Here is a 21,978-nt window from a genome sequence, read left to right as displayed (position 1 = left end):
CCGACGCATTCCCAGGTGACAGAACACCTTCACTAAGGACGGCTCATCAGTGGCAGACCCTGAGACTGCACAGGAGTTCACCGCGCTGTACGCCGACACCCGCGGACGCGTCTACGCCTACGCCGTCGCCCGCGCCGGCAGGTCGCTCGCGGACGAGGTCGTGGCCGAGACGTTTCTCGTCGCGTGGCGGCGCTTCGCGCAGATGCCCAGAGCAGCGGCGCTGCCGTGGCTGCTCGGCGTCGCGCGCAACGTGATCCGCGAGCGGTATCGCGACGAGGAACGGCAACGTGCCATCGCCGCCGAGATGCTGGCGTGGGTAGCCGACGCGCCCGATGTCGCCGACGGCGTCGCCGAACGATCGGCGATCCTGACGGCGCTCGCCGGGCTGTCCGAGAACGACCGGGAAGTGCTGACCCTGACCGCCTGGGACGGGCTCTCGCCCCGTGCGGCGGCCCGAGTCGTGAACTGTTCCGCCCCGGCGTTCCTCGTGCGCCTGCACCGAGCCCGCAACCGCCTCACCCGTGCGGTCGCAGCCGCGGGGGAGCCGGCGGCCGCCACGTCCCGTTCCACGAAGCCGAACATCACCGAGCCGGCCGTCACGAAGCCGGTCGTCACCAAGGAGCCGAGCCGATGAAGAATCACCCCGATGTCATGAAGTCTCTCGCCGACGCGCGGCCGGCGCGGTTGGACCCGCCCGGAACGGCACCATTGCCCATTGCCCTGACGGACGTGAATGCTCCCGTGCGCCGTGCACGACGTTTCCGGGCCGCCGCGCTGATCCCGGCCGGGGGACTCGCTGCCGCCGCCGTCGCCGCGGTCGCTGTGTTCGCGATCGACCCGGGCGGCTCGGCGCCGACGCCCGGCGGGTCCGGGACGTCCGCCGAGGCGGTACGCCCGCTGACCGCGTCCCAGATCCTGCTGGCGGCCGCCGAGCGCAGCAGCCAGGATGCCTCCGGCACCGGCAGGTATCTGGTCGTCCGGGCGGAGAGCGGGTCGGTGCTCACCGTCGGTTCCGGCACCTCGACGTACGAGATGACGACCCGATCGTCGGACGAGACCTGGTTGTCCCGCTCCGGGAAGGAACCCACCCGGGTGATTTCTCAGAACCTCGGCATGACTCCGCTGACGCCCGCAGATGCCGCCGCCTGGCGCGCCGCGGGATCCCCGGAGCAGGTGATGGTCGGCAAGCCGCTGCCGACCGGCGAGGTCGGCCCCGGCTCACCCGTCAGCATCTCCGGTGGGCCGCGGCGCAGCTCCTCGTCGGACGGCGCGGGCGTCTACGCCTTCGGCACCACGAACATCTCCGTACGCGATCTCGAGAAGCTCCCGGCGGACCCGGCGGCCCTGCGGACCGCGTTGCTCAAGCACTTCGACGGCGGCGGTGGTGACATGCCCACCGACCGGGAGCAGTGGCTGCTGGACGTCGCGTCCAACCTGATCGCCGAGATCCCGGTCAGCGGTCCCGTGCGTGCGGCGGCCTTCCGCCTGATCGCGACCCTGCCCGGCGTGCGTTCGCTGGGCGACGTGGCCGACCAGCGAGGGCGCATGGGCCAAGGCTTCGCGTTCACGTCGGTGAGTGCCGCCACCGGCTCGATCGAGCATCGCTTCGTGGTCGACTCCGCGACCGGGCGCGCACTGGGCGAGGAGTCGCGCGTTCTGCGCCCGGAGGGCACGACAGCCAGGCTCGAAGCTGGAAGCCTCCTCGGCTACAGCGTCGTCCTGGAGCAGAAGACCACTGACGAGGCGCCACCGAACTAGAGTGTCGACCTCCGAGCCGCGGAGCACGGGCGGGCCTCCGTCCGTGCTCCGTCGCGGCGACCGGCGCGGATCCGTTCGGGCCTCCATCGAGCTGAGCGACCCCGGATGGTGCGAGGCTGGAGGCGGTCGCCGTCGCCGGAGGCGGCGCCCGCGGTGGGGGGTGCGATGGCCGAGCCACGGACCGGGGCCGCGTCGGGCGGCGCGCAGGCGCACGGCCGGCGCGCCAACCGGCGCAGTTACCACGACGGCGTGTTGGTCAACGGGTACGTCGACGACCCGTACCACCGGGTCCGCCGGGCGGTCGCGGCCCGGCTGATGGTCGACGACGTCCTCGGGGGCGGCCCGGTGTTGGAGCTGGGCTGCGGACCGTGCAGCATGGTCGACCCGGCGGAGTTGCCCGTGCCGCTCGTGGTGGCGGACATGGCCGAGGCCGCGCTGGGCGCGGCCCGTGGGGCCGCTGCCGGTCGGGCGCTACCGGTCTGCCTGGACGCCACTCGTGGCCTGCCGTTTCGCGCCGGCAGCTTCGCCGGGCTGCTGACCGGGGAGCTGATCGAGCACGTCTTCGACCCGGTGGCGCTGCTGCGGGAGTGTCATCGGGTCCTTGCCCCGGGCGGGTTGCTGGTGCTCACCACCCCGAACCTGGCGACCATTCAGGATCGGCTGATGTTCCTCGCCGGCCGCGCGCCCCGCCAGGTCGATCCGCTGCACCCGTACCTCTGGTTGCACATCCGTCCGTTCACCGCGTCGCTGCTGCGACGGGTGCTGCGCGGAGCCGGGTTCGCGCCGCTGGCGCTGCGGTCCAACCACGTGGGGTGGCGGCTGCCCGGCGGGCGCTGGATCACCTCCCGGTTGCTTGCTCGGGTCGCGCCGGGGCTCGGCGGGTCGCTGATCTGCGCCGCTCGACGGCTGGGCGAGCCTTATTCGTCTCAGGATGCGGGGTTCCGGAACAACGCGTAATCATGATATTGACATAGGGCTATCATGGAGCTTCCGTCATCCACGGGGGAATGTCATGGCCCGCCTCCTGACCTGGGTCCTCAAGAATCTCGACGCGTTCATTGGGCTGCTCCTGGCGCTGACCGTCGCGATCCTCGGGCTCAACAACGGCGTCAGCCAGGACGTGGTCAACAGCGCCATCCTGCTCATCCTCGGTCTGCTCGCCCAGGCACTGCTGCGCGACCGGCTGCGCCGGGAAACCGCCGAGCGCGAGGTACGGCAGGTGGTCCGGGACACCCGCGATCGGCTCAGCGAACTCGTGCCGCAGATGCAGGAAATCATCGGCCCGGAGGGGGTGCTGAACCGGACTCGGGAGGCAATCGACAGTGTCTCCATGGTCCGCGTCCTGCACGGCAGCGAGGTCGGGCTGGCCCTGACCGAGGCTCGCCGGCACACCGATCGGTGGGACTTCAAGGGCGGCACCGGCACCTACACCCGCGCGGTCACCCTGCCCGAGTGTCTGGAGCACGCCCGTCGGCGTAACGCCACGCTGCACTTCTCCATCGAGATCATCGACCCGACCGATGAGGAAGTCTGCGAGCGGTACGCGCGGTTCCGGCGCAGTCTCGCCCCGGACGGGCCAGGCGAGAAGTGGACCGTCAACCGCACCCGTAAGGAGTCCTACGCGACAGTGCTGGCCGCCTGCTGGCACCGGCAGCGCTCCGGTCTGCTCACGATCGACGTCCGGGTCTCCGCGCAGATGACCACCTTCCGCTACGACCTCTCCTCGAGCTGCGTCATCATCACCCAGGAAAATCCGCAGACCCCGGCGCTGAGGATCGACCACCAGGAGCTCTACTACAACCGTTACAACATCGAGCTGCAGTACAGCCGTGAACAGAGCCGACGGGTGCCGGTCGAGGCTGCTGGGCAGGTCAAGCTCGACGACGAGCCCTCCGTGGAACAGGTACGTCGTCTGTTCACCGCGCTGGGGCTTCCGCTTCCCCGGTCCTTCGGCGACCGCGACGTCGCCGACATCGTGAGCCGGGCCATCCAGGCGAGGAACCCGTACGCATGATGAGCTACGCCGACCTCGAACGCGAGATCGACCGGGGCGCCCGGCCGGAGCTGCTCCGGGACTGGGTGCTGGCCGTCCTCGACGACGTCGCCGAAGGGCGCCGGCCGTTGCAGGCCGTACGGCACCCGCTCGGCTTCACCTGCCTGCCGGTGAACCGCACCGGTCCCGACGGGATCTGTGTGCACGCCTGGCCGGCCGAACCAGCGGCGGTCCAGCCAACCACCTCCACCGTGCACTCGCACAGCTGGGACCTGCTCAGCCATGTGCTGCACGGACGGGTCCGCAACGAGCTGATCGAGGTGACCGAGGCGCCCGCCGATCCGGCCTGGCGGGTGTACGAGGTGCACAGCCGGGGCGACGTCGACGAGATGGTGGCCACCGATCGGTTGGTGACGGCGGCGACCACCACCGTGGAGACGCACTCCGCGGGCAACTCGTACGCGCTGCGCGCCGGTGGCTTCCACACCTCCGAGGTGGACTCGGGACAACCGGCGGTGACCGTGGCGCTCGGCCGGACCACGCCCGGCTTGTCCGACCTGAGCCTCGGCGCGGTGGACGGTCACAGCCACCAGACACGCCGGGAACGCTGCGCCGTGGCGGAGACCGCTCGGATGGCACGGGAGATCGCTCGACTGCTGGCACGGGGCTGAGGGCTGGAGGAAGCATGGACGTGGCGCCGAGCACATCCGGGCCAGACCTGCGTGAGGCACACCGGTTCGCGGTGGAGGCCGCCCAGGCTGCCGGGCGGCTGTTGCGCCGGGGCACCCGGGGCGAGATGCACGTCCGGGCCAAGAACGACTCCGGTGACGTGGTCACCGACCTGGACCTGGCCGCCGAACAGCTGATCGTCGGGCGGATCCGGGCCCGTTGGCCGGAGCATGGGGTGATCGCCGAGGAGGGCGGCGAGTACGCCGCCGACGACTCCTGGGTGTGGCTGGTGGACCCGCTCGACGGCACCAACAACGTGGCGATCGGCCTGCCCGCGTACGTGGTCGGGATCGCGCTCTGCGACCGGGGGTCGCCAGTGCTCGGGGTGGTGCACGACCCGATCTCCGACCGCACCTGGTCGGCCATCCGTGGCCAGGGCGCCTTCGTGCACGCGGACGGCCTGGCCGGGCAGCCGCTGCGCACGCCGCACCGGCCGGTGCCGGCCGCGCCGGTGCTGGCCTGGACCCAGGGACACGCGGTACGCCGGGACGACAGCACGGCGCGCGCCCTGAAGGTGGTGCTCGACTCCACCGCCCGGCGTGTGCTGCAACTGTGGGCGCCGCTGCTGTCCTGGGTGATGCTGGCCCGCGGCGACATCGACGGCATCGTCGGCTACCGCCCGGAGGCGGTCGACCTGCCGGCCGGGATGCTGCTGGCTGCCGAGGCCGGCATGGTGGTCCGGGCCCTCGACGGTAGCTGCTTCGACGATCGGTACGGCTGCCCGGCTGACCGGCGCAGCTTCGTCGCGGCCCCGCCGGAGACGATCGACCGGCTGGTCAAGCTGGTGACGGCGGCACAGTGGATCGAACCGCAGGTCCGCCAGCTCACGCCGATCAGCCTGACCAATGTCGGCTGGTGAACCAGCGGTTCGTGGTCGTGGACTCCGCCAGTCTGGGTGAGCTCAGACCGACGGGGTGACCAGCAGTGCGGCGACGGTGGCCGTGGTGCCCAGAGCGGCGAGGACGGCACTGGTGGCCATGAACCGGCCCAGCGGGACCTCGACCCCGGCGGCCCGGCAGCGCTCGTACCAGATCAGCGTGGCCAGCGACGCCCACGGGGTGGCGAGCGGGCCGACATTGGCGCCCACCAGCAGGGCCAGCAGTTGGGTGTGGTGGCCGGCGGCGATGACCGCCTCCCCGGCGACGTACGCGGGCAGGTTGTTGACCACGTTGGAGAAGAGCGCGCCGACGGCGCCGGCCCGCATCGCGCCCTCGGCGCCGGGGTCGTTGCCGATCAGCGTGCCCATCAGGGTGTCCAGTCCGTACCGGCCGATGGTCTGCACCACCAGGAACAGCCCGGTGACGAAGATCAGCAGCCGCCAGGGGATCAGCTGGAGTTTCAGGCTGCCTCGGGAGCGGAACGCGAACCCGGCGACGAGGATCGCGGCGGCCACTCCGGAGGCGAGCCCGATCTCGACCTCGGCGAGGATCCCGGCGACGAACAGCAGGCAGGCCACGAGCGCGGTGCGGTAGAGCACGGGGTCGGGCGGCACGTGTGGTGGCGGTGGCACGAACGGGTCCGCGGTGGCCCGCGCGGGCCGCCAGTACCACCACCAGAGCAGCAGCATGGTGATCGCGATCGCGACCAGTTGCGGCCACCACATCCGAGCCGCCCACGACACCGGAGCCAGCCCGATCCGGTCGCTGGCCAGAATGTTGGTCAGATTGGACACGGGCAGCAGCAGGCTCGCGGTGTTCGCCAGCCAGACAGTGGTCATCGCCAGCGGGGTCGGCGGTATCCCCAGCGTACGGGCCAGGGCGATCATCACCGGGGTGAGCAGGACGGCGGTGGTGTCCAGGTTGAGCGCGATCGTGGTCACCGAGGCGAACCCGACGCAGAGCCAGAACAGCGCGCGGAAGCTGCCGCGCGCGGTGATCGCCACCCGGGCGGCGAGCGCGTCGAAGACCCCGGCCACGGCGGTCAGCTCGGCCAGCACCACCACGCTGCCGAGGAAGATCAGGATCGGCAGGATCCGACGGATGGTGGCCTCGGCGTCGGCGCGGGGGAGGAGTCCGGTGAGGACGCAGAGGACACCGGCTGCGACCAGCCCGATCGCGATCCAGTCCAGTACGTGCAGCCGGCCCCAGCGGGATCGGTCCGGCGCGGTCGACGGTGGGTCGCCGATAGTCTCCACAAGGCACGATCCTCGCACACCGAGGCGCGCTCAACCGGGCCGGATCTGACGGGTCGACCGCGTATGGTGGCGACGAATTGACGGAGGGTGGCCATAATGGCGAGGTGGCTGTAGGCACGCAACCGACCCGGTCCGACCGCCCCATCGACTTCTTCATCAGCTACTCGCCTGCCGACGAGCGCTGGGCGACATGGCTGGCGTGGGAGTTCGAGGCTGCCGGCTACCGCACCCTGCTCCAGGCGTGGGACTTCGTGGCCGGCACCAACTTCATCGACTTCATGGACCGAGGCGTCCGAGAGGCCGCGGTCGTGGTCGCCGTCCTGTCCGAACGCTACCTGCACTCCACGTACGGAAAGCTGGAGTGGCAGGCCGCGCTGCGCGCCGACCCGGACGGCACCGGCAACAAGCTGGTCACCGTTCGGGTCGAGGACTGCCCGATCGATGGCCTGCTCGCCACCATCACCTACGTCGACCTGGTCGGGGTCACCGACCCCACGCAGGCGCGTTCCCGGGTGCTGGACCGGCTCCTCGAAGCGCTCGACGGCCGCGCGAAGCCCGTCCGGCAACCCGCCTTCCCGCACCATCCCGCCGACCCGGCCGGGGTGCTCTCCGCACCCGTCGTCGGCCCGCCCGCGCCGCGCCGGGCCCGCCGTACCCCGATCAACCCGCCACCGTTCCCGCCCGCCTCGGCGGCCGTGCCGACCGTGCGGACGGCGCTGACCGTGCTCCAGGTGGCCGGGCCGCGGTTCGGTCGGGGCATGATCGAGCGAGGCGCGCCGGTCACCCCGGGAGAGCTCCAGGAACATCTGATGGGTGACCTCACCCTGCTGATGAACGACGGGGTGCCCCGACCCGACCTGCTGGTGGTGGCGGGCAACCTGACCGAGTCCGGCAGCCCCCGCGAGTTCTCCAGCGCGCTGAGTTTCCTCACCGGGCTGCGGGTGCTGCTCGGGTTGGAACCGCACCGCCTGATCGTGGTGCCCGGTCCGCGCGACGTGACGATGGCCGCGAGCCGCGCGTACTTCGCCACCTGCGAGGCGGACGACGTCGACCCGCAGCCGCCGTACTGGCCGAAGTGGCGGCACTACGCGCGGCTCTTCGACGACCTCTACCAGGGTCTCGAGGACCGGCTCTTCGACAGCGAACAACCCTGGACGCTGTTCCCGGTGCCGGACCTGCGGGTGGTGGTGGCCGGGTTGAACTCCACCGTCGCCGTCACCCACCGCGAGGAGGACCGGTACGGCTTCCTCGGCGAGGCCCAGTCCACCTGGTTCGCTCAGCGGCTGCGCCACTACCAGCAGTCCGGCTGGCTGCGGCTGGGCGCGATGGCGCACGCCCCCGGTCCGCGCACGCCGTACGCCGACGAGGCGGCGGTCCTGGACGGGGTGACGCTGCGCGATCGGGGATCGTTCAACCGCCTGCTCGGGCCGATGCTCAACCTGCAGCTCACCGACGCCGCGCCGACGGGTGTCCGGGTCGACTCGGTGGTGCCGCTGGCCGCCGCGTCCCACAACGGCCGGGCGCAGGTGCTCCGGCTCGCCGCCGACGGGATGACCCGCTGGGTGCTCGGCCGTGACGACCGGCACGAGGTGGGCGAGCCGACGGCCATCCGTTGGTCGCGGACTGAGGCGACGTTCGGGGCTGCCGGGCCGGCTCAGGTGCCCGACCCGCGGCTGCCCACCCCCGTCGAGGGGGCCACTCAGGATGCGGCGGCCAGTACGCCGGCGGTGCTCCCGGTGGCGCCGCTGGACCGACTGCTGGACCGGCTGGCCGAGGTCTGCCAGGCGCGCCATGACCGGGTGCTGGTCCGCAGGGTGGCGGCCGAGCCGCCGCACCTGTTCGTCACCTACCGCGCCGACGGGGTGGTCCGGCAGCAGCGGGTCGGGGCGTTCATCGGCACCCCCACCGCCACGGATCTCGACAACTTCGCCCGGCGGGTGCACGCAACCGACCCGGACATCGCGTCCGAGCTGGTCTACGACGGCGACCGGGTTCCGCGCGGGTTGGCCGAGGAGGCACAGCGGCGCGGCGTACGGGTGCTGCACCTGACCGAGTTCCAGGGGCTGCTCGACCTACGCGACTATGTGGCCGCGCAGACCGCACGGCTGCAGGCCGACCGGCTCTACCCGCCCGGCCAGTACGTGCCGCAGCGCTACCGCCATCTGGTCGGCACCGACCAGCAGGTCCGCGAGGACGTGGTGGACGAGTTGCTCGAGCTTGTCTCCGCGCCGGACGGTCGGTTCGTGCTGGTGCTCGGTGACTTCGGCCGGGGAAAGACGTTCGCGATGCGCGAGGTTGCCCGCCGGCTGCCGACCGCCGCGCCCGACCTGATCCCGATCCTGGTGGAGTTGGGTTCGCTGGACAAGGCGCACTCGGTCGACGGGCTGGTCGCCGCGCACCTGGCGAACCACGGCGAGCAGGTGATCGACCTCAAGGCGTTCCGCTACATGCTCCGGCAGGGGCGGATCGTGCTGCTCTTCGACGGCTTCGACGAGTTGGTGGCCCGGGTCACCTACGACCGGGCGGCGGACCACCTGGAGACGTTGCTCCAGGCGGCCGAGGGTAACGCCAAGGTCGTGGTGAGCAGCCGCACCCAGCACTTCAAGACCAACTCACAGGTGCTCACCGCCCTCGGTGAGCGGGTGGGCATGCTGCCGCACCGGCGGGTGCTGGCCATCGAGGACTTCACCTCCGGGCAGATCAAGGACTTCCTGCGGCACCGCTACGGCGGGGACGAGCGGGCCGCCCGGGAGCGGATGGATCTGCTCGGCGGGGTGAAGGACCTGCTCGGCCTCTCCCGCAACCCGCGCATGCTCGGTTTCATCGCCGGCCTCGACGAGGGACGGCTGACCGCAGTCGCCGGCGCCGGGGGCACGTTCAGCGCCGCTGCGCTCTACCGGGAGATCCTGGAATCCTGGCTGGACTTCGAGGAGCGACGGACCCAGGGAGTGCCGGGCGCCACGGTTGGCCTGCGCCGCCCCGAGCTCTGGCAGGCGGTGAGCCGGTTGGCGTTCCAGCTCTGGGAGAGCGGGGAGTCGTACCTGCGCCTGGCCGAGCTGGCCGAGACCGCCGAGCAGCTTGCCGGGCTGGTCGAGTCCCGGCTATCCGCATCGCAGGCGACGCACGCGGTGGGCGCGGGCAGCCTGCTGGTCCGCACCGACGACGGCCTGTTCGGGTTCATCCACACCTCCGTGATGGAGTGGCTGGTCGCCGAGGGCATCGCCACTCAGCTCAACCAGGGTGAGGAACCGTCGGCCCTGGCGGCGCGCCCCCTGTCGGCGTTGGCGGTGGAGTTCCTCGGCGACCTCGCCGACTCGGCCCGCAGCACCGCCTGGGCGATGCGGGTGCTCGGCGACGAGACGGCCGGCGAGACGGTTCGGGCCAACGCGTTGCGGCTCAGCGCCTGGCTGCGGCTGCCCGACCGGGCCGATCTGCGGGGCGCGGTGCTCCGCGGTGAGGACCTGTCCCATCGGGAGTTGGCCGAGGCGGATCTGACCGGCGCGGATCTGACCGACACCCGCCTGGTCGCCACCAACCTGACCGGAGCTCGACTGGTACACGCCCGGTTACGCGGCGCCCGCCTGGACCAGACCCGCCTCGCCGGGGCCGACCTGCGCTCGGCCGAGCTTGCCGGGGCCCGTCTGTTCCGGGCCGACCTGCGCAACGCGCAGGTTGCCGGCAGTAGTTGGCGGCGGGCAGCGCTGATCGACGTGAACGCTGACGCCGCGCTGCTGCGGGCACCGGAGCTGCGCGGCGCGGTGATCGCCCCGGGCCGTCCGGTGACACCGGGCCTGGCACCGCCCGCCGTCGGCGTCTCGTACGGCTTCGAGGTGGGTCGGCTGCCGGTGCCGGCGGCCTACAGTCCCGACGGCACGGTGCTGGCCGTGGGCAGCGACGACGGCGGTGTGCTGATCTGCGACACGGCCAGCGGCCTGCCGGTGCGGACCCTGCAGGGTCACCGGGGTCGGGTGTACGCGGTCCGCTTCGACGCCGCCTCGCACCACCTGGTCACGGGCGCGGACGACCTCACCGTCCGGCTGTGGGACGCCGATCACGGCGACGTGCGGCACGTCATCGAGGATGTCTTCGCTGGCTGGGTGTGGCCGCTGCTCACCGACGGCGCGCGGGGTCGGCTGGTGGTGGGCGACGCGGCCGGTGTGGTCCGGCTCTACGACACCCGCACCGCCCGGCTGCGCCACGAGTGGCCCGGACATGCCGCGCCCGTCTGGGGCACCTCGTTCAGCCCGGACGGCCGACGGGTCGTGGTCGTGGACAGTGCGGGCGTGCTCCGCGGCTGGGACATCGCCTCGGGCGAGCTCGCCTTCGAGGTTCGGGAGCCAGAGGTGGTCTACCGGGTGGTGCACACCCCGGACGGCCGGGCGCTGGTCGCCGTCGGCCAGCACGGCCGGGTGTGGATCCGTCGGGCCACCGACGGGGAACTGCTGAGCCAACCGCGTGGCCACGAGGCCGACGTGTACGCCCTCGACGTGCATCCCGATGGCGCGTTGATGGCCACCGGTGACACGCATGGTGCGCTGCGACTGTGGGACGTCGAGACCGGCCGCCCGGTGCGGGTGCTGACCCGGCAGCGTGGCGCGATCTACAGCGTCCGGTTCAACGCCGACGGCACCACGCTCGCCACGGCCGCCAGCGACGGCGCGATCCAGCTCTGGGACACCGCCGACGGCCAGCTTCGGCACGAGTTGACCCGGCACCGCGGCTCGGTCTGGCCGGTGGTCTTCCGGCCGGACCAGGCTCAGGTGGCGACCAGCAGCAACGACGGCACCACCCGGCTCTGGGACGCGCGGACCGGGCAGCTTCAGCACACCCTGCGTGGACACGGACGACGGATCACGTCGCTGTCCTTCCGGGACGACGGCGAGGTGCTGGCCGCCTGCGGTAACGACGGTGTGGTGCGGCTGTGGGAGCCGCGTACCGGGCGGCTGGTCCGACAGCTCGCCAGTCCGGCCGACCGGCTGCTCGCCGCTGTGTTCAGCCCGGGTGACTCGCTGGTCGCCGCGCCGAGCGGCGACGGGGGAGTGCACCTGTGGAACTCCGAGACCGGGGCCCACGAACGCGAGCTGAACGTGGACACCGACCATGTCTGGGCAGCGGCGTTCAGCCCGGACGGCGACGCGCTCGCTACCGCCAACGACGACGACACGGTCCGCTTGTGGTACAGGCGTACCGGTCGGCACTTCGCCACCCTCGCCCCGCACCGGGGGCGGGTTCGGGCGGTGGCGTTCAGCCCGGACGGCGAGGTCATCGCCACCGGCTGCGACGACCACCTCGTCCGGCTCTGGGATGCGGCCACCGCGACCTGTCGCCACACCCTGGAGCAGCACACCGACCGGGTGTACTCGGTGTGCTTCAACAACGAGGGGACGTTGCTCGCCAGCGCCAGCAACGACGGCACCGCGGTGGTGTGGGACGCCCCTACCGGCGAGCGCCGTAACGTGCTCACCGCGCACACCGGCCGGCTCTGGTCCTGCGCGTTCAGCCCGAACGGCGCACTGCTCGCCACCGCCGGGGACGACCTGAACATCCGGCTGTGGGATCCGGGCACCGGCCGGCTGCACGGCACCCTGGCAGCGCACACCCGACGCGTCTGGTCGGTGGCGTTCAGCCCGGACAGCAGCATGCTCGCCAGCGCGGGTGACGATGGCACCGTGCGGCTCTGGGACGTCGCGGATCCGGAGCACGCGCAGCTGCGCTCCACCCTGATCGGTCTGCCGGAGGGCTGGGCCGCGGTCAGCCCGGACGGGCGGTACAAGCTGGACGGTGATCCGGCCAACCAGTTCTGGCACGTCATCGGCACCTGCCGGTTCGAGGTGGGGGAGTTGGACCCGTACCTGACGCAGGTGCGCCGGCTGGCGGTGGACGCTCCCTTCTGAGGACCGGCGCGATCCCGGTCAGCGGGGGCGGTGGAGTACGCGCTGCCCCCCGGCACGTTGGCGCAGATCAACCCCGTCGTGGCCAGCGCGGGTGACGATACCGAGCACGGGGGCAACTCCGCGGTTAGAGTCAGCGCCATCAATTCTCTGATCGAGGAGCGCCCCATGTCGGTCCAGGCATTTCTCTACGTCGTCGCCGTCATCCTGATCGCGCTCGCCGCCCTGCCACTGCGCACTCGAGGTGTCTCGCTCGCCCTCCTGGGTGCTGCCTGCGCCGTGCTCGCCTACGCCTGGCCGGTGATCACCGGCTGACCTGCCGATGGTGACCGTTGTCGGTGCGGGTTGACGGAGACGCGCCCTTCGACCTGAGTGGACAGAACAGAAGGCCGTGGCAGGGGGCCGGTTCCGCCCCGATGCCACGGCCTTCTGGTCGTCAGTTACCTGGGCCGACCTCGATGGCCGGTGCCCACGTGGTGGCACCCGAAGCGGTGCCGGGGAGGAGCAGCAGTTTGCCGGTGGCGTCGTCCACCAGGAGCAGGTCGCCGTGGTTGTCGCGGGTGAACGAGCCGGTGAGCAGTTCGCTGCGGGTGGCCCAGGTGTCTCCGGCGATCTCGACTCGGGTGCCCCAGGTGGTGCCTGCGGCGGTGCCGGGGTAGAGCCACAGTTTGCCGGTGGCCTGCTCGACTGCGAGCAGGTCGTCATACTCGTCCGGGTTGAACCGCCCGACCAGCAGTTCCCCCATCGCGGTCCAGCCACCGTTGCCGGCCAGGACCGGGGTGCCCCAGGTGGTGCCGGCGGCGGTGCCGGGGTAGAGCCACAGTTTGCCGGTGGCCTGCTCGACTGCGAGCAGGTCGTCGAAGGCGTCCCGGTTGAACCGGCCGCTGGCGAGTTTGCTCATCGCGTTCCAGCCGCTGTTGCCGGACGCGACCCGGTCACCCGGCTTGCCGCCGGTCGCGGTGCCGGGGTAGAGCCACAGTTTGCCGGTGGCCAACTCGACTGCGAGCAGGTCATCGTAGTTGTCGCGGTTGAACCGGCCCTTTACCGTCTTGGTCATGGTCTGCCAGCCGGTCCCGATCTGGATTCGGGTGCCCCAGGTGAGGCCGGTGGCGGTGCCCGGGTAGAGGAAGTGTCGGCCGGTGAGCGTCTCCACCCCGATCAGGTCCTGGTAGGCGTCCCGGTTGAACTCACCGACGACGAGTTGGCTGAGCCCGTACGGCTGCGGAGCCGGCTTGCGGCCGCCGGGCGGGACTGGGGTGCCCCAGGTGACTCCCGCGGTGATGCCCGGGTAGAGCCATGACTGGCCGCTGTCCGCCTGGACCGCGAGCAGGTCGTCGTGGGCGTCCGTATTGAACCGGCCGACCGCAATGCCACTCATCGCGTTCCAGCCACTGTTACCGGCCAGGACCGGAGTGCCCCAGGTGGTTCCTGCGGCGGTCCCCGGGTAGAGCCAGAGCTTGCCGGTCGCGGATTCCAGCGCGAGCAGGTCGTCGTAGGTGTCGCCCCGGTTGAGTTGCCCGCTGGCGAGTTTGCTCATCGCGTTCCAGCCACTGTTGCCGGATACGACACGGGTACCCAGATTGCCGCCGGCGGCCGTCCCCGGGTAGAGCCAGAGCTTCCCGGTCGAGATCTCCACAGCCATCACGTCGTCGTAGCTGTCCCGGTTGAACCGGCCACTGACGAGCTTGCTCATCGTCAGCCAGCCGGTCCCGATCTGGATCCGGGTGCCCCAGGCGATGCCGGTGGCGGTCCCCGGATAGAGGAACTGCAGCCCGGTGCTGCTCTCCACGGCGATCAGATCGTCGACGGCATCCCGGTTGAATCGACCGACCACCAGATTCGTCATCCGGTTCCAGTCCGTGGTCCCGGTGTCGACCAGGATCCGGGTGCCCCAGGTGTCAGGAGCGGCAGTGCCGGGATACAACCAGAGCTTGCCGGTCGCCGGATCGACCCCGATCAGGTCCTGGTAGCCGTCCCGGTTGAATTCACCCACCACGGGAGACGACAGGTCGTACGGTTGCGTGACACGAACCTGCGCGAGCCAGTCGGCCAAGTCGTCCACCCGGGTTTCGGTCGCCCCGGTGCGGGTCTCCGTCTCGCCGAGGCAACCCCTCTGCCAGGAGGTGTGGTTGATCGCGACCAGCTCGATCTGCCCGCCGACCTCCCGAAAAGCGGGCCCGCCAGCGTCACCCCTGCAGATGGTCGCCTCGGTCGAGGTGCCGACCATGTCGAGCGTGGTGGTGGCAACCGCGTCGACGATGAACGTGGCGGTACGGAGTTGGTTGGGGATCCACTCGGTGGCGGTCCGTCCGTAGCCGCCCACCCGGAGTATCTCGCCAGCGACGGGAGCGGCGCCCAACCTGGGCACGGGGACGTCGGTGATCGGGGCGGCCAACTCGACCAGAGCCAGATTACGGTCCGGGTGCGGTTCCACCCGAGTGACCGCGACGACGTGCCCAGCGGTCGTGGCCAGGTCGGGACGGCCGACGGTCACCGTGGTGGGCCGGGTAGGTGCCCCGGCGGTGACCGGCTGACCGTCGTCAATCAGACAGCCCTTCGCGGTGACCACCCAGTCGGGGGCGATCAGTGCACCGCTGCAACTCTGCACGCCACCGAAGTCGACCTTCGTCACGAACCCGTAGTTGCCGTCTGCGGGCACAGCGCCGCCACCGACCGCATAGGCCGAGGCGCTGGTCAGCGAACCAGTGGCGAGGGCGAGCGTGGCCAGGGCAGCCGTCCATCCGATCCGGCTGTGTCTACCAGGCAAGACATACTCCCAGATATTTGAAGGTCCCAGTCGCGGAGGTATCGATCACCGCCACAGTAGAAGACAACTGTCACCTGGTGTGTCCGTCATCAGCGCCGGGGTTGACTACGGCTCACCGCAGCGACCTTCCTCGATTACTCTCGATGCCGGGTCGTTGAATTCCACAAGGGAGGGCGTCCGATGGCCACAGAAGAGGTAGCACCCCCCGGCGTTGACATCACCACCCCGAGCATCGCCCGCGTCTACGACTTCATGGTCGGTGGCAAGGACAATTTCGCGATCGACCGGATGGTCGCGCAGCGCGCGTTGGAGATCGCGCCGGACGGGCTGGAGGCGGGGCGCGCGTGCCGGGCCCTCCTGCGCCGAGCGGTGCGTTATCTGGCGGCCGAAGCCGGCATCCGGCAGTTCCTCGACATCGGTTCGGGGCTGCCCACCGAGACCAACGTGCACCAGGTCGCGCACGAGGTCGATCCGGCGGCGCGGGTCGTCTACGTCGACAACGATCCGTCGGTGCTCGTGCACGGGCACGCGCTGCTCGCCGGCGACAGCACCAGTGCGCTGATCGAGGCGGACATCCGTTCCCCCGAGGCGATTCTCGAGCACCCCGTGGTGCGGGAGAGGCTCGACTTCACCCAGCCGATCGGTCTGCTGCTCTTCTCGGTCCTGCACCACCTGCACGACGCCGAGGATCCGGCCGGGATCGCGGAGACCCTGCGGGACGCGCTGCCGCCCGGCAGCCATCTGGGGATCACGCATTTCTGGGATCCGGCCGAGGAGCATCCGGAGACGTCCGCGAGGGTGGGTGAGGCCGAGCGGGTGTTCAACGAGAGCCTGGGCACCGGGCGCTGGCGCCGCCGTGCGGAGATTGAGGCGTTCATCGGCGACTTCGAGCTGATCGAGCCGGGGCTGGTGCCGCTGGCCGAGTGGCGGCCCGACGGCGAGGCCGTGGCCGAGCAGAAGGAGACCTACTACACCATGCTCGCCGGGGTGGCCCGCAAACGCTGACGGATGCGGGCCGCTGGCTAAGCTGGCGGCTCGATCGCCTCGACGAGAACTTCGAGCACGTGTCGGTACGGCTGCCCGGTGGCCCGGCTCATGCCCATCTCGCAGGTGCGGTTGCAGGAGGCGTACGCGTCGTACCCGCGCTGGTTGACCTCGGCGGCCTGAGCTGCGGTGGCGCTGGCGGTGACCTCGGGATGCAGCAGCCCTCGGTCGCCGGCGAAGGCGCAGCACCCCCAACTGTCCGGCACGGTCACGGTGTCGGCGACCGCCCGGGCCACCGTGCGCAGGTCGTCGATGCCGCCCAGGTGCACGGTGGAACACGTGGGGTGCAGGGCCATCGAGCCCACCCGCCGGGGCTCCGGCAGCGCCGGCAGGAGGTGTTCGGCGGTGAAGGTAACGCTGTCGACGAAGCGCAGAGCGCGGTAACGTGCCCGGTCCTCCTCGGCCAGCGCATCGGTCAGCTGCGCCAGCCCGTGCGTGCAGGAGGACGCGTCGCACACGACGGGTAGGCGACCCTGGTCGCTGGCCGCCCAGAGCACGGCGAGGGTCCGCTCCGCCATCTCGCGGTGACCGGCGGGGTAGCCCTTGGACTGCCACGGCGTTCCGCAGCACAGGCCCGCGGTGCCGGCCGGTACGACGAGCGGCACCCCTGCCAGTTCGCACAGTCGCAGGAACGCCGCCGCCGAGCCGCCGGAGGAGCCGTCCTCCGGGGCGAAGATGCTGCCGATGCAGGCCGCGAAGAAGACCGCCTGTGCGTCCGACGCGCTGCGCGGTGCGGGGCGGGGAGCGCCGGCGCGCGGGATGTCGTCGCTCCACAGAGGCATGAGTTCGGTGGCACCGAGCCCACGGATCGCCCCGGTGGCGGCGCGGGTCAGTGGGGTCGGCGCGGTGTGTGCGGCGTTCAGGCCCACCCGGACGCCTGCCACGGCGGTCTTCCAGTGCCGAGCGGCACTGCGGGCGGTGCGCTGGGCGAGAGGGCTGTGCCGTTCGGCGCGCAGCCGTTTCATCGCCGCGCCGGTGTCGATGCCGACCGGGCAGGCGGTGACGCAGAGGCTGTCCGCGGCGCAGCTGTCCACCGCGCTGTACGCGTAGTCGGTGGTCAACTCCCGGCGGCGCTCCTCGTCGCCGGCGGCGGTGGCGAGGGCGATCTGCCGTTGCAGGACGATGCGCTGCCGGGGCGTGGTGGTGACGTCGGCGGTGGGGCAGACCGGCTCGCAGTAGCCACACTCGACGCAGGCGTCCAGCTCGGGGTCGACGGTCGGGACGGCCTTGAGCTGCTGCAGGTGCACGGTCGGGTCGTCGTTGAGGAGCACACCGGGGTTGAGCAGGCCGCTCGGGTCGCACAACCGCTTGAGCTCGCGCATCACGTCGTACAGCTCGTCGCCGTACTGGCGGCGGACGAAGGGGGCCATGGCCCGGCCGGTGCCGTGCTCCGCCTTGAGTGTTCCCCCTTCGGCCAGCACGAGGTCGACCATGTCGTCGGTGAACCGGGCGTAGCGGTCGATCTCGGCCGGTGTGTCGAAGGACTGGGTCAGCATGAAGTGCAGGTTGCCGTCGCGAGCGTGTCCGAAGATCACCGCGTCCGAGTAGCCGTGCCGGTCGAACAGGCCGATCAGGCCGTCGCAGGTGCCGGTCAGGCGCGGCATCGGCACCGCGATGTCCTCCAGCAGGGCCGTGGTGCCGGGGGTGCGGGCGCCGGCGACCGCGGTGTAGAGGCCCTTGCGTAGATGCCAGAGCTTCGCCCGTTCGCGCGGGTCGTGGGTCAGCTCGGTGCCGGTGACGGCGGGCAGGCGGTCGAGCACGGGCCGGGCGTCGGCCAGCGTCGCGGCCAGCCGCTCCGCGCTGTCCTCGGTGAACTCCACCAGCAGCGCGGCGTGCCCGGTGATCGTCAGCCCGCGCAGGGCCTGGCTCGCGTCCGGGTCGCGCTGGCTGACCCGTAGTGCGGCTGCGTCGAGCAGCTCGGCGGTGCGGGCGCCGGCGGCGAGCAGGGCGGGCAGCGCGTCGGTGGCGTCGGTGAGGCGGGGCAGGATCAGCAGGCCGGTGGCGGCGTGCTCGTGGATCTCGACGGTACGGAAGACGGCCTCGGCCACGAAGCCGAGCGTGCCCTCGCTGCCGATCATCAGGTGGGCGAGCATGTCGACCGGGCTGGTGTGGTCGAGCAGGGAGTTCAGCCCGTACCCCATGGTGTTCTTCATCGCGAACAGCCGCTCGATCGTGGCGCGCGACCCCGGTGTCGAGCGCACCCGGTCGCGCAGTCGCAGCAGCCCGGCGTGCAGCTCGGGCTCGTCGGCCCGCAGCCGGTCGTCGGCGTCGCGCGCGGCGGAGTCGACGACGGTTCCGGACGGGAGGACGAAGCGCAGCGACTCCATGGTGCGGTACGCGTTGTCGGTGGTGCCGCAGGTCATCCCGCTGGAGTTGTTGGCCACCATGCCACCCACCGTGCAGGCGGCTTCGCTGGCCGGGTCCGGGCCGAGCCGGCGTCGGTAGCGGGCGAGCCGAGCGTTGGCCTGCCGGATCGTCAGGCCCGGCTGGAGCCGGATGCGGCGGCCGTCGTCGAGGACCTCGGCGTGCCGCCAGTCGGTGCGGACGTCCACCAGCACGCCCGCACCGCCGGCCTGCCCGGCGAGGCTGGTGCCGCCGCCGCGCAGGGTCAGCGGCACGCCAGCCTCCCGGGCCCCGGCCATCAGCGCCCCGACCTCGGCCGCCGAGGCGGCGCGCACCACGGCCTGCGGCTCGAACAGGTACGGCGAGGCGTCGTGCGCCGCCGCCAGCCTCCGGGGCAGCTCGTTGCTGGCCCGGGTCGGATCCTGGATGCGCGAGCGCAGCAGCTCGGCAACCTCGCGGGCGTGGACGTCGGCCGCGGTCGGCGTGGGTACTCCTACGACGGGTCTCATCGGTGGGTCCTCCCCGGGAACGTGGTCAGCCGGCCACCGGCGGCACGGAGGGCTGGCCGGCGATCAGCAGTCGGTGCGGAGCGGTGCCGACCGGATCCGGCAGCCGCAGCGGCTGCCGGCCGGGTGTGATGCTGCCGAGCACCGAGGCGTGCCGCGCGCCGGTGCCCGAGGGCAGGGCGCCCGGCAGCCCGTGCACGGTCAGGTAGCCCAGCAGCGCGAAGGCCAGCGCCTCCTTGGCGTCCGATGCGACGCCCAGGTCGTCGCTGGACGACAGGTGGACGTCCGGCAGCTCGTCGGCGATCATGCGCATCAGCGTCGGGTTGTGCGCGCCGCCGCCGGAGACGACGAGCCGGGTGACGCCGTGGTCGCGGCAGGCGCCCGCGACCGTGACCGCCGTCAGTCGGGTGAGCGTGGCCAGCACGTCCCGCGGATCCGGCGTGGGCGCGGCGGCGAGGGCGGCGAGCAGGTAGGGGAGGTGGAACAGCTCCTTCCCGGTGCTCTTCGGGCCAGGTAGCTGGTAGTACGGCTCGTCGAGCAGCCGCCGCAGCAGGACCGGGTTCACCTGCCCGGCTGCGGCTCCGCGCCCGTCCCGGTCGTACTCCTCGGCGCCCCCGCTGAAGTGACGAACGGCGGCGTCGAGGAGCGCGTTGGCCGGCCCGGTGTCGAACGCGAGGGGGTCCGCGTCCGGTGCGACGACGGTGATGTTGGCGATGCCACCCAGGTTCAGGGCGGCGGGTACGCCGGGCAGGCCACGCAGCAGCAACGCGTCGAAGAGGGCGACCAGGGGGGCGCCCTGGCCGCCGGCGGCGACGTCGCGGCTGCGCAGGTCGGCCACGACCGGAAGGCCGGTGGCCTCCGCGATCCAGGCCGGCTGACCCAGCTGGAGAGTGCCGCGGACCACGCCGGCCTCGACCCAGTGGTGCATGGTCTGGCCGTGCGAGACGACCAGGTCGGCGTGGCCGTCGCACAGCTCCGCGAGGGCCCGCACGCCGGCCTCGGCGAAGGCCTGGCCGATGCCGGTGTCCAGCACGCAGATCGCCTCGGTGGTGGTCGGGGCGGGCGGCAGGGCGGCGGCGATCTGGGTGCGCAGCCGCTCGGGGTACGGGTGGCTGAGCCGGCCCAGCGGTCGCATCCGCAGGGTGTCGCCGCTCAGGTCGAACTCGGCCGCGGCGGCTTCGATGCCGTCGTAGGAGGTTCCGGACATCAGGCCGATCACGCGCATCAGGTCCTCCTTCACGCCCGGCCGGCGGGCGCCGCCGCAGCGTCGTCGTCGACCTCGTCGGTGCGTCCATGGTCGTACGGCGTCTCCGGGGCCGGGTGGAACCGGCTCGACACCGTACCGACGAGCAGGGTGATCAGGACGCCGATCGGCACCAGCCACTGCGCGGCGATGGCGGTGGCGGTGGTGGTCCCGGCCGTCGTCACATCGATCTTGACGTAGCGGACGATGTAGGTCATCACCGCCACGGTGACGAGGAAGGCGATCACCGCGTCGACCTGGTTGGCCCGCTTGACGAGACGGCCGAGCAGGAAGGCCCCGAGCAGCGCCCCGTAGGTGTAGCCGGCGATGGTCAGGCCGGTCAGGTAGACGTTTCCGGTGCTTGAGCTGAACGCGCAGGCGAAGATCGCCATCAGCACCGCCCAGACCAGGGTCATCACCCGGGCGAGCCGGAGCATCACGTCATCCGACGGGACCGTCTTGAAGAAGCTGTGGATGAAGTCGGCGACGGTGGAGTTCGACATCGAGTTCAGCGCCGACGACAGCGAACCCATCGCGGCGCCGAGGATGCCGGCCACCAGCAGACCCGAGATGCCCACCGGCAGGGCGTGCAGGATGAAGCTCGGGTAGAGGTTGTCGCTGCTCGCCAGGCCGAGTTCCTTGAAGGTCTGACCCTTGTTGTACGACCACAGCAGCGCACCGACCAGGGAGAACGCCGCGAACTGGATGACCACGAAGATGCCCGAGGAGATCATCGCCTTCTGGCCCTCGCGCAGCGTGCGGGTGGACAGGATGCGCTGGACGATCAGCTGGTCCGACCCGTGGCTGGCCATCGCGAAGATCGCGCCGCCGATGATCGCGGTCGGCAGGGCGAACGGGCTGGTGAGCACGTGCGCGAGCGTGAAGTTGGTGTCGAAGAGCTGGAACTTGCCGGCGTCCAGCGCCTGCGAGTAGCCGTCGAAGCCGACGGCGTGGCTGAGCACCGCGATGGCCAGGATCGCCCCGCCCAGGTAGAGGCCCATCTGGATGGCGTCGGTCCAGATGACCGCCTTGATGCCACCGAGGTAGGTGTAGACCACCGTGATGAGCGTGAGAACGATGATGATGGCCTGGTAGCCGACGTTCAGGCCGAACTCGTCGAGGAGCAGCTTGATGGGGATGGCCGAGGCGAACAGCCGTACGCCCTCGGCGAGCAGGCGGGTGAAGACGAACGTGACCGACGCCAGACCCTGGACTTTCAGGCCGAACCGCTCACCGAGGTACTGGTAGGCGCTGACGAAGCCACCCCGTTTGTAGAGCGGGATGAGCACGGCGGCCACGACGACGCGACCGATGACGTAGCCCAGGGCCAGCTCGACGTTGCCGAAGCCCTGACCGCTGTACGCGCCACCGGGCACGCTGATCACGGTCAGGACGCTGGTCTCGGTGGCGACCACGGAGAACGAGACGGTCCACCACGGCAGCCGACCCTCGCCCACGAAGTAGTCCTTGGCGGATTTCTGCTTGCCGGACAGACGCAGTCCGACGACGGCGATCACAACCAGGTACAGCACGATCACGACAAGGTCGAGTTGACGCATGGCTAACTCCC

14 protein-coding genes are annotated in these 21,978 nt (G+C 71.3%); 9 read left to right on the top strand and 5 right to left on the bottom strand.

Going from position 1 to position 21,978, the window contains the following annotated elements; all coding sequences use genetic code 11:
• Positions 1–49: 49 nt before the first annotated feature.
• From HNR20_RS02965 to HNR20_RS02940, 6 genes are all read left to right on the top strand, one after another.
• Complete coding sequence (locus tag HNR20_RS02965; protein WP_221309676.1) at positions 50–634, top strand: RNA polymerase sigma factor; 585 nt, start codon at positions 50–52, stop codon at positions 632–634.
• Complete coding sequence (locus tag HNR20_RS02960) at positions 631–1,758, top strand: CU044_5270 family protein (protein WP_184176260.1); 1,128 nt, start codon at positions 631–633, stop codon at positions 1,756–1,758. Before HNR20_RS02965 ends, HNR20_RS02960 begins: the two co-directional genes overlap by 4 nt.
• A gap of 165 nt (positions 1,759–1,923) precedes the next feature.
• Positions 1,924–2,715, top strand: coding sequence for a class I SAM-dependent methyltransferase (locus HNR20_RS02955; protein WP_184176258.1), 792 nt, complete (start codon positions 1,924–1,926; stop codon positions 2,713–2,715).
• A 55-nt stretch (positions 2,716–2,770) separates the two neighbouring features.
• Positions 2,771–3,772 carry a hypothetical protein gene (locus HNR20_RS02950; protein WP_184176256.1) on the top strand — a complete coding sequence of 334 codons (1,002 nt, stop codon included), beginning with the start codon at positions 2,771–2,773 and terminating at the stop codon, positions 3,770–3,772.
• Positions 3,769–4,422 (top strand): hypothetical protein, encoded by a 654-nt coding sequence (locus HNR20_RS02945; RefSeq protein ID WP_184176254.1) that lies wholly within the window; start codon positions 3,769–3,771, stop codon positions 4,420–4,422. The genes HNR20_RS02950 and HNR20_RS02945 overlap by 4 nt, the downstream gene beginning before the upstream one ends.
• Before the next feature lie 14 nt (positions 4,423–4,436).
• Positions 4,437–5,339 (top strand): inositol monophosphatase family protein, encoded by a 903-nt coding sequence (locus tag HNR20_RS02940; RefSeq protein WP_184176252.1) that lies wholly within the window; start codon positions 4,437–4,439, stop codon positions 5,337–5,339.
• Positions 5,340–5,381: 42 nt separating this feature from the next.
• Here HNR20_RS02940 and HNR20_RS02935 read toward each other — a convergent pair whose 3' ends face one another.
• Positions 5,382–6,614 (bottom strand): ArsB/NhaD family transporter, encoded by a 1,233-nt coding sequence (locus tag HNR20_RS02935; protein ID WP_184176250.1) that lies wholly within the window; start codon positions 6,612–6,614, stop codon positions 5,382–5,384.
• 104 nt (positions 6,615–6,718) lie between these two features.
• Between HNR20_RS02935 and HNR20_RS02930 the strand changes: the two genes are divergently transcribed.
• Together HNR20_RS02930 and HNR20_RS02925 are read left to right on the top strand one after the other, a co-directional pair.
• Positions 6,719–12,508 (top strand): WD40 domain-containing protein, encoded by a 5,790-nt coding sequence (locus tag HNR20_RS02930; protein ID WP_184176248.1) that lies wholly within the window; start codon positions 6,719–6,721, stop codon positions 12,506–12,508.
• 30 nt (positions 12,509–12,538) lie between these two features.
• Positions 12,539–12,820, top strand: a complete 282-nt coding sequence (locus HNR20_RS02925; protein ID WP_184189371.1) for a hypothetical protein — start codon at positions 12,539–12,541, stop codon at positions 12,818–12,820.
• Between the two features lie 121 nt (positions 12,821–12,941).
• Here HNR20_RS02925 and HNR20_RS02920 read toward each other — a convergent pair whose 3' ends face one another.
• The gene (locus HNR20_RS02920) at positions 12,942–15,272 is read right to left on the bottom strand and encodes a S1 family peptidase (protein WP_229687499.1); all 2,331 of its coding nucleotides are present in this window, start codon (positions 15,270–15,272) and stop codon (positions 12,942–12,944) included.
• Between the two features lie 180 nt (positions 15,273–15,452).
• Here HNR20_RS02920 and HNR20_RS02915 point away from each other — a divergent pair, with 180 nt between their 5' ends.
• On the top strand, positions 15,453–16,277 hold the full coding sequence (locus HNR20_RS02915; RefSeq protein WP_184176246.1) for an SAM-dependent methyltransferase: 825 nt from the start codon (positions 15,453–15,455) through the stop codon (positions 16,275–16,277).
• A 17-nt stretch (positions 16,278–16,294) separates the two neighbouring features.
• On the opposite strand, the gene HNR20_RS02910 is transcribed toward HNR20_RS02915, so the two are convergent.
• From HNR20_RS02910 to HNR20_RS02900, 3 genes are read right to left on the bottom strand one after another with little or no spacing between them, the layout of a single operon-like run.
• Positions 16,295–19,168 carry an FAD-binding and (Fe-S)-binding domain-containing protein gene (locus HNR20_RS02910; RefSeq protein ID WP_184176244.1) on the bottom strand — a complete coding sequence of 958 codons (2,874 nt, stop codon included), beginning with the start codon at positions 19,166–19,168 and terminating at the stop codon, positions 16,295–16,297.
• Between the two features lie 25 nt (positions 19,169–19,193).
• Positions 19,194–20,390: an anhydro-N-acetylmuramic acid kinase gene (locus HNR20_RS02905; RefSeq protein WP_184176242.1), complete on the bottom strand. Its 1,197-nt coding sequence runs from the start codon at positions 20,388–20,390 to the stop codon at positions 19,194–19,196.
• Between the two features lie 11 nt (positions 20,391–20,401).
• Positions 20,402–21,967 (bottom strand): sodium:solute symporter, encoded by a 1,566-nt coding sequence (locus HNR20_RS02900; protein ID WP_184176240.1) that lies wholly within the window; start codon positions 21,965–21,967, stop codon positions 20,402–20,404.
• Positions 21,968–21,978 lie beyond the last annotated feature (11 nt).

This window comes from Micromonospora parathelypteridis (assembly GCF_014201145.1).
Taxonomy (GTDB): Bacteria; Actinomycetota; Actinomycetes; order Mycobacteriales; family Micromonosporaceae; genus Micromonospora; species Micromonospora parathelypteridis.
Note: the sequence above shows the minus strand (reverse complement) of the source record. Positions and strands in the feature narration are given on the sequence as shown.

Bases quoted from the DNA above. Each gene is read 5' to 3' on its own strand.
- HNR20_RS02905 (WP_184176242.1), bottom strand. From the start codon at position 20,390: ATGCGCGTGATCGGCCTGATGTCCGGAACCTCCTACGACGGCATCGAA.
- HNR20_RS02900 (WP_184176240.1), bottom strand. From the start codon at position 21,967: ATGCGTCAACTCGACCTTGTCGTGATCGTGCTGTACCTGGTTGTGATC.
- HNR20_RS02910 (WP_184176244.1), bottom strand. From the start codon at position 19,168: ATGAGACCCGTCGTAGGAGTACCCACGCCGACCGCGGCCGACGTCCAC.
- HNR20_RS02960 (WP_184176260.1), top strand. From the start codon at position 631: ATGAAGAATCACCCCGATGTCATGAAGTCTCTCGCCGACGCGCGGCCG.
- HNR20_RS02955 (WP_184176258.1), top strand. From the start codon at position 1,924: ATGGCCGAGCCACGGACCGGGGCCGCGTCGGGCGGCGCGCAGGCGCAC.
- HNR20_RS02940 (WP_184176252.1), top strand. From the start codon at position 4,437: ATGGACGTGGCGCCGAGCACATCCGGGCCAGACCTGCGTGAGGCACAC.
- HNR20_RS02945 (WP_184176254.1), top strand. From the start codon at position 3,769: ATGATGAGCTACGCCGACCTCGAACGCGAGATCGACCGGGGCGCCCGG.
- HNR20_RS02915 (WP_184176246.1), top strand. From the start codon at position 15,453: ATGGCCACAGAAGAGGTAGCACCCCCCGGCGTTGACATCACCACCCCG.
- HNR20_RS02950 (WP_184176256.1), top strand. From the start codon at position 2,771: ATGGCCCGCCTCCTGACCTGGGTCCTCAAGAATCTCGACGCGTTCATT.